Here is an 11,889-nt window from a genome sequence, read left to right as displayed (position 1 = left end):
AACGATTTTGACCGATGCCCTGAAAAAACAGGGCGCGGCTTTCACCGTAAACAACCAACGAATTATGGTGTACAAGGCGAATGTGAAACAGACAGAGCCTCATCCGGCGGCTTCATCTGCTTCGGCACAGCAGCAACGTGAGAAAGTCGTCATACGGGGCAAGATCGTCGATGAATCGGGCGAGCCGTTGCCCGGAGTGTCCGTCTATACGAAAGATATGACTTCCGGCACGATTAGTGATCCGGACGGCAATTTTAATCTGTCAGTTAATCAGGCGAACGACAGCGTTTACTTTTCCTATGTGGGCTATCGTACCGAACGTATTTTAGCTCAGGCGTATCGCAATAAAAACGTATCGATTAAGCTTGTATCCAACGCCGTTCAAATGAGCGAGCTGGTCGTTGTGGCCTACGGTTCTACCAACCGCAAAACGTTCACCGGATCCGTTTCGGCCATTACGGCAGACGATATTCAGCGGAATAAGTCGAACAATATATTAAGCAGCTTGCAAGGCACGATTCCCGGGCTTCAGCTCGAAAGCAAATCGCAGCGGAGTGGGCGAAGTCGGCCGGAAATCGTTATTCGAGGTGCTTCGTCGATCAACTCCAGTATTTCTCCTCTCTATATTATTGACGGAGCACCGAGTGATGCCATTGAGCAGCTGAACCCCGACGATATCGAGTCGGTTTCGGTCTTGAAAGACGCGGCGGCTATTTCGCTTTATGGAGCTCGCGCGACAAATGGTGTCATCCTGATTTCGACCAAACAGGGACGTCGTAACGCCCATCAAAAAGCCTCCGTCAGATACACCGGACAAATCGGATTTTCGACTCGTACGGGCAAAGACTACAAGATGGTCTCTCCGAAAGATTATTATGAGTTGTCGTGGGAAGCGTTGCGCAATGGAGCCGAAGATAATCCGGGCCTGCTGACGGCCGGAGGAAAGAAATACACGTCGGCTGCCGAGTATGCCACGTCGGAATTGCTGAACGCCTTTGGATACAACGCTTATGATAAGGCACAACCCGTAGGATTGGACGGTAAGCTGGACCCGTCGGCCAGACTCCTATGGTGGGAAGATTATAGCGAGAGCCTGATCAAAACCGGGCTGAAACACGAACATACGTTTAATATCAATAACGCGACGGATAAACTCAAATATTATATCTCGGCAGGCTACTTGGATCAGAGAGGGTTGGAGCCGGGCAATGGAGGGTTCGACCGTTTTACGGCTCGCACGAATATGTCGTACGAGATTAACCGTTACGTTACCGTGGGAGCCAACCTTGGGATGAGCAGTTCTACCACCAAGACGCACAGTATCAACAACGGGTATGCCGATTTTGCGACGTATGCCCGTCTTACTCCGGGGTTATATCCGTTGTACAAACGTAACGAGCAGGGCCAGCCGGTATATGATGAGAACGGCAAACCCATACTCGACTTCGGAAATGGACCGGCCAACATTTTAAACAGCAGACGGCCTAATGTTACTTCCCAAGAAGGAGGATGTAGCCCTTTGGGTACATTGGATTTAGATAAGAGCGGATATAAAAGTCGGTATTATTTCACGAATTTCTTTGTCGATGTCAATCTGTACGAAGGACTGAAATTCAAAACTTCGTATTCCGGAAATACGTCGTATTCCGACAATCGATTCTACCGCAACAGAACGATCGGAGAGAGCAAAGGAAAAGGGCTGCTGATCGTCAATACCGCGCAAACGACACATTGGACGGTGAACGGTATATTGAGCTACGACAAAGCGTGGGGTAGCGATCGCCGCCTTCGCCTGCTGTTAGGATCCGAAATCAACGAACGAGCCAATTCGAGTGTGAATGCTTCTGTCACCGGGTTTGGCTTTGAAGGGATGGATGAGCTGGTAAACGGCTCAACCATCGTGAAGCCTGCAGTGGGAGCCGGAACATCGTCATCCGACCGTCTGTTAGGTTTCTTCTCGCGTGCAGAATACGACCTGCATAACCGTTACTTCTTCTCGGCCAGCCTCCGGCGCGATGGCTCTTCTCGCTTCCATCCCGACACACGTTGGGGGAATTTCTGGAGTGCCGGCGCTTCGTGGATCATCAGTCAGGAAAAATTCTTACAGAACAGCCGATGGCTTTCGTTCTTAAAGCTCAGAGCCAGCTACGGAACATCGGGAAATATCGGGATGAACGACTATCGCTCCTATTATGCTACCGGATATATGTTCTTGGGCACTCCCGGCGTCTATATCTCGGAATTGGCTAATAAAAATTTGAAATGGGAAATCAATAAACAGTTCAATGTCGGGATAGATGCAGCCTTCGCCAATAACCGTATCCGTTTGACGCTCGACTGGTATAACCGGCAGACCGACGATCTCTTTTATAATGTTCCGCTCTCGCCCTCGATCGGCTTTAAGCAGGTGCTCCGTAATATCGGGAGTTTAAGGAACAGGGGAGTCGAACTGTCGGTAACGACACGGAATATACAAACGAAAGATTTCGAATGGACGACGAACTTTAATATCTCCAACAATAAGAATGAGATTCTGGCGTTGAATCAGGACGAGTTCATAACCGGAAACCGTATTTATAAAGTGGGACAAAGCACCACCGAATTCTTTATTCGTGAATATGCCGGCGTTAATCTCGAAAACGGAAGACCACGCTGGTACATCGACGAAATAAGTACGCAGACAGGAGAAAGAACGGGTAACCGGGTGACGACGGAAAAATGGAGTGAAACAGTGATTAAAACGATTAAACTCGACGACGGATCGACTAAGACGGTACGTAATCTCGGACGTTATTCCGTGGGAAATTATACGCCCACTATCTCTGGAGGACTTTACAACACGTTCCAGATCGGAAATTTCGACTTGGGGATTTTGTTTAACTACTCGCTCGGTGCCAAAATCCTGATGGCGGATTATGCTCCGCTTACCAATTCGGGCAGTAACACCGTTAAATTGTTCCATCACGACATGTTGAACCGTTGGCAGAAAAAAGGCGACGTCACCGATATTCCCCGATTGACGACTACGAGTGTTAATAATTACACCGGCTCTTTTTCATATACCTCTACTTTCTACATGCGTAGCGGAGACTATTTGAAACTCAAAACCCTGCATTTGGGCTATACATTGCCTTCGAAAATGAATAAAGCGCTGCGGATTGCCGGTGCCAGATGCTATTTACAGGCGGATAACGTCTGCTATTTCAGTGCCGAGCAAGGGTTCGATCCGGAGCAAGTGTCGGGCGGCATTGTCTCGAGCAATTTCCCTGCTTTATCTACCTATTCCGTGGGGGTTAAACTCGATTTTTAACTTTGTTGTTTTTACAAACCATTAATTGATAAAAAAATGAAAACTATAATAAGACTATTCAATCATCGAAATATACGATATGCCATGGTGCTTGTCGCCTGCCTTTTGTTTGTGCGGTGTAATGATTTTTTAGATGTAGTACCAAGGGATAAAGTATCGTCTGATATTGTATTTACATCCTACGAATCGGCAACGACCGTACTCGGCGGTGTGTACGATCACATGACCTATTCGGCCGAAGGATTTATGATCAGGGCGCAGAGTTTGGGCATCCATAACTTTATTTTGGCGGCCGATATGATGGGACAGGATATCATCCCTAAAAACTTCTCCGGACAGTTTCAGGGAGACGACTATAACTTCAGCTCCCGCACGATGGAAAAAGATCGTCCATCTTTCTTCTGGTTTTATTGTTACAGTCATATCAATGTGCTGAATGATCTGCTCGCGAACATGTCCAAAATACAAGGAACGAGTACCGAGAAAAAGCAGGTAGAAGGAGAAGCGCGTACCTTGCGTGCCTACCAGTATCTTCTGCTCGTGCAATGGTTTCAGCAAACGTACCTGCTGAATCCGGAAGCTCCCGGTGTACCGTTATACCTCGAACCGACCATCGACCCGAAAAATCGCGAAAGTATGAAAAAGATTTACGAGGCCATTACGGCCGATTTGCAATGGGCGATCGATAACCTGCCGTCCGGACGACGGAAAGATTCTAAATATGTAGTATGCAAAGACATGGCTAAAGGCTTACTGGCACGCGCATATATGGAGACGGGAGAATACGAAAAAGCGGCTGTATTGGCTAAAGGGCTGGCCGAGACGTATCCTTTGATGTCGAACGATGAATATAAGAAAGGCTTTAATAATGCGTCGGTTTCCGAATGTATCTGGGCATTACCGACCTCGACGAAGAATATGAATGCCAACTATTCGTTGCCCACGGTTTGGAGTCATCCGCGTAAAAACAAACGCTGGTCGTTGGAATTCGTCTTCCTGAACAGCGATTTTGTCGAACTGTTTGCAGAAGGAGATATCCGGAAAGAATTGATTCAGCTCAATCCGAAGACACAGGAGACGGAAAAGTTTCCGGAACGGAAATATATTTCGTTTAAGATTATGGACCCGGATGAAAACGATAAACTACCCGATGTGCTGTTGATGCGGAGCAGTGAAATGCTGCTGGTTGCGGCCGAATGTGCGGCCCGGATGAAAAACGATGCCGAAGCGCAGCAACTTCTTTTCACCCTGCAACAGAAGCGTAACCCCGCTGCCGTAAAAACAACGGCAACCGGCGAAGCGCTGATCGATGAAATCTGGACGGAGCGCCGCAAAGAACTCTATGGCGAAGGCTTTGCGCTGCTTGACCTCAAGCGTTTCCGCAAGCCGCTCGTACGCAAAGGGCTTCATACCATCAAAAGCGATGATGCCGGTGGAGTATTGTACCCTGCCGACAGTAAGATGTTTACGCTGCAAATACCCGAAGGAGAAATTCAGACGAATAAAATTGAACAAAATCCATAAACATATTATTTATAATAAAATCGAAAAATGAGAAAACAAATTATCGGATCTATTTTTATGTTGATGACCCTGCCGTTTGTGTATGGGCAAAAAAGTGAAATTACCGTAAAAGGAAGTGTCAAATTCCCGGATGACAAATTCAAGATGCAAATTTTTTACACGGACAAGTTTGATAAAGTCGTGATCGACTCGTTCGAAGTGAAGGCTGACCAAACATTCGAAAAGAAAGTGCAGCTTCCTTTTCCGGGTATTTATTATATCGATTGTCAAAAATGGGAGTATCTGAAATTCTGGGGCGAAGATGAAGATATCGAGGTGCATTTCAGAGGGCAGGATACCGCGAAAGTGAAAATCAAAAATCCTCCGTATCAACATATCGTTAATCCGGGGCCGAATAACGAATTGATGAACCTGCAAAACTATTTCGATTACATGGCTTATCAGGCTATGATCGGTGCGGGGAAAGAAGTGTTCCAGTCGGGAGAAAGTACTTGCGAGGACTGGAAAGCGTATGCGAGAGGTGCGTATGACCGGGCTGCTGCGGCCAGTGGTGAGTATACGAAGTTCTTGGCACGCTATTATGTCGATCGTAACAGTTCGGTCTCCCTGCTCTATCGGCTGAAAGACGAAGAACTGAGAAACGGCATCCTGACTTATTTTCAGAAAAACAAACCGGACTATGCTCCTTATGTAAAATATGTGCAGGAAGAAGCGGAGAAGCGCGACTTGACCGATAAGCTGGCCGTAGGCAAGGTGGCTCCGGACTTCAAATATCCCACGCCGGACGGTAAGAAACAGCTCGGCCCTCACAGTTTTAAAGGGAAATATTTGCTGATCGACTTCTGGGCATCGTGGTGCGGACCGTGCCGCAAAGCCATCCCTCACCTCAAAGAAGCGTATGAGAAATACAAAAAGCACGGCTTCGAAATCCTGTCTGTGTCGATCGACAGGAAAGAGACTGATTGGAAAAAGGCTTTGAAAGAAGAGCAAATGCCATGGAAGCAAATACTCGCAACGGAAGCAGGAAAAGAGATTATGAAGACATATCAGTTCTCCGGAATACCTCATCTTGTGTTGCTCGATAAAGACGGTAAAATCATCGAAAGAAATCTGTTGTCGACCAAACTGGACGAGACCTTGCAAAAAGTAATCAATAAATAAGCTGTTGTACTGATCGTTCAGTATTTTTAGAGGGTGTGTTGAAATGTAATGTTTTAGCATACCCTCTTCTACTAATGGTCAATGGTTGTGGAAAAGTGAAAAACGAAAAGTCTTTCGGGTATTCAGAGCCTGTTTAAATTTTATTCAACGTGAGTTCGATGTAAGAAAAGGATCAAAAAAATTGGAACATAATGGGAAACTTAACAACTTTATCGTATTGAAATATAAAGTCATCCCGCAAAAAAACCATTATAATTCCGGAGCATAAAATTACAGAATTAAGCGAAGCGTATCACGAATACCTTTAAAATAGAAATACTCAAATGAGTAAATTTATTTCATTATCGATGAGTTTCACAAAGAATTTGACAAGGTGATCAAAGAGCACAGCCTTGAAGACGGCAAAAAAAGAAAACGAAACCGTAAGTTTACGCTCTCTGGGAGCAAAGTGATGACTATACCGGTACTCTTCCACAGCGGAGCATTTAAGAACCTGAAAAGCTTCTATATGTTTTATGTTCAAAGACAGATGAAAAAGGAGTTTCCCCATACCGTTTCCTACAATCGTTTTGTTGAACTACAACGTAAAGCCTGCATACCGCCTTGACTATATTTCTTAAAATGTCCTGCTTAGCAAAATGTACCGGCATCTCATTCATTGACTCCACGCCACTCTGCGTAGCTGCCATATCAAGCGAGAAAAGCAAGACGGATTGTTTCGAAGTTGGAGCCGTTGCTCTCGATCCGTTCCTTAACGGAAGAGAGAACTCTTTTTTCCTCTCTCTCCGCGGTGATCGGTTGGTCAGAGCACGCAATGGCTGTATGCCGGGGTGATCCGCAGGTCATCGTCCGGATAATCGTACAGGGAGAAGCGGGACTCCGTCTCGCCTTCGGTAAAATGCCAGATGCCGGCGTAATGTCCGGGCTTTTCGCCCATTTCGTAAAGTTGAAGCATATACTGCCGAATAGATTTGTTCTCACGAATAAAGACCTTTCCGATGCGTTCGATAATGGGGCTGTGTTTGCGCGTATGATCATGGTCGAACTCCAGCACCCGTTTGCCATCGGGAGTAACGCCTGCCAGCGTGAAAGTCATACTTTTCCCGATGCCGGGGAGGTTGAGCACGTTTCGGTCGGTTGCCACGAAAGGGATGTTTTTCACTTCGCAGAAGTGCCGGATGGTAGCCCCGAGATCGTTGCTATTGTGGAGGAGCGAGAGAAATTCGGCTTCGGCTTCGCGGTCGAGTTTACCGAGCGCTTTCTCTTCCTGCTGCTCCTGCATCGAACGACTGTTCGGCGCAAATACGGCATAATTCTCTTCGAAACCTTTCACGGAAAAGGTGTAATAGCAAAGCACGCCGAGGGCGTTGAGCGTTTTGCGCAGCTTGGCCGTGTGTCCGCGGCGCGAGGCGGCCACATTGTAAACGAGCTGATTCGTGATGCCCCATCCGGTCGAGAGGATGCGGCGAATGGCTTCGCGGGCTTCGGGCGTTACTTCGAGCGGTGACTCAAAATGTGTTTGGATGACAAACTGTTTGATCCCTATGGCCGATGCTTTGGCTTTGAATTCGCGCAGAATGGCTAACAGTTCGTCGTTGATCCGCATGGGCAAGTAGACCGGCAGGCGCGAGCCGAGGCGCACACGCTGGATCTCGGCATATTTCTCGCCATCGGGGCGTTTCTGGTTCGCTTTTCGTTTGTTTACCGTCATTTTGTAGACGGCCTCGAGGATATGGCGCAGCGTTTTGTTCTGACTCATCAGCGCATCGCCTCCGGTGATGAGGATATCCCTCAGTTGCGTATCTTCCTCGAAATATTTCATCAGTTTACGCAGTCGTATCTCCCAGCTTTCTTTGGGTTTCAGGTCTTCGAAGTTGAAGTTCAGTCGTTCGCTTTGGAAGTCGTACATACGTTGGCACGATGCGCACAGTCCGCCGCACGCGCGTCCCATGGAGTCGGGGATGAGGATGGCCACTTCGGGGTAGCGGCGGTGAATGTTGTGGCCGTCGGGGAGCAACCATCCGGCGGCATTCGGTTTGCCTGCCTCGACTACATCTTCTTTCTCCCATGCGCGTATCTTGCCGTACGTATCGACAAGTTGCGGCGAGTACAGCACGTAGCTGCGCAACGTCCGATCATCGTATCCCCGACCGGTGGGGTTCAGCAACGACAGGTAATAAGGGGTTACGAAGACCGGAATACCTTTTTCCCGCGCCTTGCGGTAGGTTTGCATCGTTTCTTCGGACAGCGTATGTCCCAGCATCCGATTCAGCTCATCGGCGCTCTTTACGGCAAAAGCGAGGTGAAAACGGTGATCGCTCCACCATGTTTCCACGAGGTGTCGTTTTTCTTCGTCGCTGCATCCTTCGGGAAAGACGTAGCGGTTTGATGCGGCGTGCCGTCGTTCGATGCGGCGGATAAGCTGAGCGATGATTCGCTCTTTGTTTTCGCGACGGATGGCACGTACATCTTCGTTCAGACCGCTCGGCCATCGTTTCATCCATTGCAATACCTGAGCCGACGACGGAGCGGAGCGTTCCGGCGTGTAGAGTCGCATGAACTGGTGATAGAGATCGGTCAGGAAATCGACGGAGACGTCGCTGTCTTCTGTCGTTTGTTTGCTCAGAAATTGCCGGAGGAGCGAGATGGTTTTGAGCTCGATGTCGGATTCGGTCGAGAGTTCGAAAACGGTTTTGCCGTCGTTTGCGATCAGTCGCGCGATGTTTCGCACGGCATCGGGATTGAGGTCTTCGGAGAGCAGCAGTTCGTTCAGCTGTTGTTTGAACTCCGTCTCGTCGCGGCTTGACGAAGCGAGCGTAACGATCTGCGGAAGGTCGGTTTCAAATCCGCGTCGTAGATCTTGATGAGTGGAGAGCTTGTATTTGTGTTTCATCCGCATCGTGTTTTTGGTTGTTATGTTTGCAAATATAACGATCCGGACATAAAAAAACAAAAGTTTTTATCTTTTACAAGTGTTAAACCGAAAGCTACAAAGATGTTTTAGACAAAAAAACGAAGAGGATATGGCAAATCGTGATTTTGCGCACACCCTCTTCTCAACTAACCACCCAAAGAATAAAAAAAGATCAGTTCATTCTTTTAATTTTAATGTGTAATATTGATAGAAACACCTCCGTAGAACAAGGTACCATAAACCGGAGCATACATGAAAGCGGCATCATCGAGTCGTTTCTCGTCTTGCAGATAATTGAAGATATTGTTCGCTCCGGCATACAGTCTGACGATTCCGAAACGTTTCGATATGCGCGCATTGAAAGTCATGTACGGCGATGTTTCCTTAATCTTCGACAGTTCTTCCTTCTCACTGATATAGTCGATATACATCTTACCCTGATACAGTCCGTAGAGCATGAAGTGCCATGTGGAAGGCGTATATTCCACCTTCACGCTGCCTGTCGTAGTCGGGAAACGCGGGATATACTTGCTGATGCCTTGGTACTTCGTTTCTTTCCAGTCTTCACGTTCGTTTTTATACGTACCGTGGTTGAAGGCAAAGTCTACTCCTACGTTCAGATTACGCACCGGATTGGCAAGTACGGTCAGCTCAACCCCCTGCACAACAGCGTCGTCGACATTGCGCCATTGATACGTATAGCCGAGGTTCTTCACGTTATCGTCGGCATCGGCAAAGTCGATCTTATTCTTCAGATAGCTGTAAAACACGTTGGCGCTTACCTGCAGATGGTGCCCGTAATAATCGGCCGAGAAATTGGCGCTGCGCGACGTTTCGGGTTTCAGCTCCGACGATTTCCATACGCGCGGCGATCCGCTGCACAGGTGCAGATCTTCGGAGAAGCCGTACGGCGCGCGGAATCCTGTTCCGGCGTTCGCGCGCAGCGTGATGTTGCGAGATAACTGATATTTGATGGCCAGACGTGGATTGACGCTCGTTTCCTTGAAACGCGTCTGAGGGAAGTCCTTGTCGAAGACTTTCCTGTCCGAAGTATATTCTTCGCCCGACGAATGATGGTCGACACGCACGCCGGGAACGACCGTCAGGCGCGGGGTAACCTGCCACTCGTCCTGTACGAAAGCTCCGAACTCGTCGGCATGTTTCTTGGCCACCGATTTATATGAATTGCCGAAATATTTACTCGTCGAATCGACCACGACATACATCCCCGACTCGTCGAGGCGTGAGGTATAGTACTGTGCCCCCAAAAGCAGGTTATGATTGCCCAGCTTCGATCCGAACGTGAGCATAGAAATAAACGACTTTTCATGGGCCAAATACGGACGCATATCGAGCACGTTCGGAGTTGAATCGTTGTGGGTACTCAAATAATCATTCAGATAAGAGTCGTTCGTGGCCTCGCGCTTATGATGGATATAGGTGTTGTTAAAGTTCAACTCGAATTTCTCCCCGAAATGTTTCGTATAGTTCATTTCCGCTTCGTAACGGTTCGTGGTGATGTTTTCCGTACCGTCCGTAAACGGATTCTTGTAATAGTCGCCGGCTATTTTTCCTCCTTCCCGCTTTTCGTTGATGGCTTTGCCGCGCAGCACGAGCTTATCGCTACCGAAGAAGGGATCGTTTACGTAGAACGAGAATCCGAGGTTATGAAGCTTCGAGGCGACACGGTCGGAGATACTGTCTTTCCGGTTTACTTCGCTGCGGGTGCTTCCTTCGGCCGTGGCATCGATCGCGTCGTGGTCGATCTTTTGTGCGTAGACGCTCAGCCCGATGTTGCCGCGTGTATTGCGCATTGACGAAGAGAAGTTATACACGTTCGAACCGTGATTGCCGAACTGAACATCGGCCGAGATGGACGGCACGGGCGACGGTTCTTTCGTGATGATGTTGATGGCTCCGGCTACCGCGCTACTGCCGTACAGGGCTGATCCGGCTCCTTTCACGACTTCGATGCGGTCGACGTCGCCCGTACCGATCTGCTCCAAACCGTACACGCTGGCCAGTCCCGAGTAAACCGGCTGTCCGTTGATCAACACCTGCGTATGTTCCGCGCCTAATCCCTGCATACGCACCATCGAAAAGTTACAGAACTGACACTGCTGTTCCACACGGATACCCGGCACACCTTCCAGCGCTTCGAATACGTTCCACGCATTCTTGTTTTTCAACGCCTGCGAAGTAACGACTTCGGTGCGGATGGGTACGTTCTTTACGTAGTGTTGCGTGCGCGTTCCTGTCACTACCACCTGCTCAAGGTTGAACACGTCTTCTTCCAACTCGAAATATACTTCGGTGCCTTTGCCCGGAGTCATCGTCACTTCGATTTCCTGCGGTTTGTACCCCACATACTGGGCAATAATCGTCTGTTTACCTGCCGGAAGATGAGCCAGCTTGAAATGACCGGTACCGTCGGCAGCCGTTCCCAACTTCGTCCCTTTCACAAAAATCGTAGCATAAGGAATATGTTCTTGCGTCTCTTTGCTTTTGACGTGCCCGAACAACATCGCGTCCGTCGTCACTTTCTGCGAAAAAACAGTTGTCACACATAGAATGTTTAATACCAATAAAATAGTTATCTTCTTCATTTTTGTTTTGAGTTTGTTAAAAAATCGGCCGCAAAAGTAGAGTGGTAAAATGTTAAATCCTATCCCTAATATGGGGGATATTTCGCTAAGGAATGATTCGCATAAAGCCTCAAAAAACAGTAAATCACATCATATCGTTAATCAGCATCGCACACAATTTAGTTCATTGATTTCGAGGAATCCATTTTTTCTTATACATGAAACAAATACGGTTTATCCGATATTTGGAGTGATAACGTTCTCCTAAAACAGAAAGAGAGCCTCTGTTTCTTTCGTTAACTCACCATTTCTATTCCCCCCGCATCTCGTCCAAATTGTCTTATAGGACTTTTCAAATTGTCTTATAGGACAATTTAAATTCTCTTATAAGACAA

5 protein-coding genes are annotated in these 11,889 nt (G+C 47.9%); 3 read left to right on the top strand and 2 right to left on the bottom strand.

The features are described 5' to 3' along the window. The 3 genes from EII41_RS12330 to EII41_RS12320 all read left to right on the top strand — a co-directional run. A partial coding sequence (locus tag EII41_RS12330; protein WP_148091748.1) for a SusC/RagA family TonB-linked outer membrane protein occupies positions 1 to 3,310 on the top strand: 3,310 nt, incomplete at its 5' end. A gap of 36 nt (positions 3,311 to 3,346) precedes the next feature. Beyond that, positions 3,347 to 4,834 (top strand): RagB/SusD family nutrient uptake outer membrane protein, encoded by a 1,488-nt coding sequence (locus tag EII41_RS12325; RefSeq protein ID WP_124790836.1) that lies wholly within the window; start codon positions 3,347 to 3,349, stop codon positions 4,832 to 4,834. A 27-nt stretch (positions 4,835 to 4,861) separates the two neighbouring features. Next, positions 4,862 to 5,995: a TlpA family protein disulfide reductase gene (locus tag EII41_RS12320; protein ID WP_124790835.1), complete on the top strand. Its 1,134-nt coding sequence runs from the start codon at positions 4,862 to 4,864 to the stop codon at positions 5,993 to 5,995. A gap of 802 nt (positions 5,996 to 6,797) precedes the next feature. Here EII41_RS12320 and EII41_RS12315 read toward each other — a convergent pair. Both EII41_RS12315 and EII41_RS12310 read right to left on the bottom strand, forming a co-directional pair. Next, positions 6,798 to 8,888 carry a KamA family radical SAM protein gene (locus tag EII41_RS12315; protein ID WP_124790834.1) on the bottom strand — a complete coding sequence of 697 codons (2,091 nt, stop codon included), beginning with the start codon at positions 8,886 to 8,888 and terminating at the stop codon, positions 6,798 to 6,800. A gap of 212 nt (positions 8,889 to 9,100) precedes the next feature. Further along, the gene (locus EII41_RS12310) at positions 9,101 to 11,515 is read right to left on the bottom strand and encodes a TonB-dependent receptor (RefSeq protein WP_124790833.1); all 2,415 of its coding nucleotides are present in this window, start codon (positions 11,513 to 11,515) and stop codon (positions 9,101 to 9,103) included. Between the last annotated feature and the right edge of the window lie 374 nt (positions 11,516 to 11,889).

The sequence above is a fragment of the Tannerella forsythia genome (genome assembly GCF_003860135.1).
Taxonomy (GTDB): Bacteria; Bacteroidota; Bacteroidia; order Bacteroidales; family Tannerellaceae; genus Tannerella; species Tannerella forsythia_A.
The sequence above is the reverse complement of the archived record's forward strand: the minus strand, read 5'-3'. Positions and strand labels throughout refer to the sequence as shown.

What these genes read in the sequence shown, in the direction of transcription:
- EII41_RS12325 (WP_124790836.1), top strand. Translation starts at nt 3,347, where the DNA reads ATGAAAACTATAATAAGACTATTCAATCATCGAAATATACGATATGCC.
- EII41_RS12320 (WP_124790835.1), top strand. Translation starts at nt 4,862, where the DNA reads ATGAGAAAACAAATTATCGGATCTATTTTTATGTTGATGACCCTGCCG.
- EII41_RS12315 (WP_124790834.1), bottom strand. Translation starts at nt 8,888, where the DNA reads ATGAAACACAAATACAAGCTCTCCACTCATCAAGATCTACGACGCGGA.
- EII41_RS12310 (WP_124790833.1), bottom strand. Translation starts at nt 11,515, where the DNA reads ATGAAGAAGATAACTATTTTATTGGTATTAAACATTCTATGTGTGACA.